Raw genomic sequence first — 931 nt, 5'->3', positions numbered from 1 at the left:
GCGCCAGCTCTACACCGGATACTTGCCAGGGACTCTTGATTCCCAGTATCTGGGCGTATAGGTCTTTGTCTCTCATAGGGGATTACGATAATCTACCCACTCCATTTGGGGAAGAGCCCCAAAATCTATCACGAGGCCGAAGACATGCTTGGTTCCTGACTGCCATAGCGCTTCCTGTAGCGCTTGCGCCGCTGCCGAAGGTGTTTGTGCAGATCGCCGCCCGTTTTCTGGTCACGTTCGATATGACGGTAGATCCATTCATGGCTGACCAACGGATAACCAGCCTCCCCCAATGAACCTGCGATCTGTGCCGTAATCTGGTATCTTTCCTCTTGAGTGAGTTGCCTGTAGTGCCTCATGTGCATGCCTGTATGGTGTTGGTGTCAGAGCTACCCATTCTAGGCGGCAACTGACTCCCTTTCAGCATCAGGCGTTGCAGTTATTCTATGAATTCGGGGAGGAAAAGACGAATGGCCGGCAAAATGTGCCCCCATTGCGTGACTGAATAACGTGGGTAATCAAGATGGCTTTTGAACCCGGCGGAATGTCAGAAAAGCTCGGCAACCGCTATGAGAGTCGCTGGGTTGCCAAGCAGCTTCTCCGGCTGTTGAACGAAGAGATCCGCTCGGTCACCGTGGAGCCTATCGGCCCGGATGAACAGGGCGTTGACCTAATCGTTGTAGATAAGACTGGTATCCGGCTGTTGCAGCAGTGCAAGGCACGGTGCGACCATAATTCCTGGTCCGTTGCGGCATTACGCAATAAAGGAATTTTGGGGCACTTGAAAGCTCATTTGAGTAAACACTTGCACCAAGCGTGTCTTCGACCTCGTGATAGATTTTGGGACATCCCAGTCCCCAAAATCGACTCGGCCTTTGACAACCTATTGGTGCCCCAGCCGTCCTGGTCACCAAGCACTACGCAACAACTT

Annotated in this window: 1 pseudogene; it reads right to left on the bottom strand. The window is 52.6% G+C overall.

The features are described 5' to 3' along the window. Positions 1-152: 152 nt before the first annotated feature. Positions 153-269 (bottom strand): annotated as a pseudogene (locus ACOCD2_RS22325) (IS30 family transposase); the annotation flags it as partial. Between the last annotated feature and the right edge of the window lie 662 nt (positions 270-931).

Origin of the sequence: Thiolapillus sp., from assembly GCF_048562965.1 — a bacterium.
GTDB classification, from domain to species: domain Bacteria; phylum Pseudomonadota; class Gammaproteobacteria; order Chromatiales; family Chromatiaceae; genus Thiolapillus; species Thiolapillus brandeum_A.
This window is presented reverse-complemented; position numbering and strand designations above follow the sequence as displayed.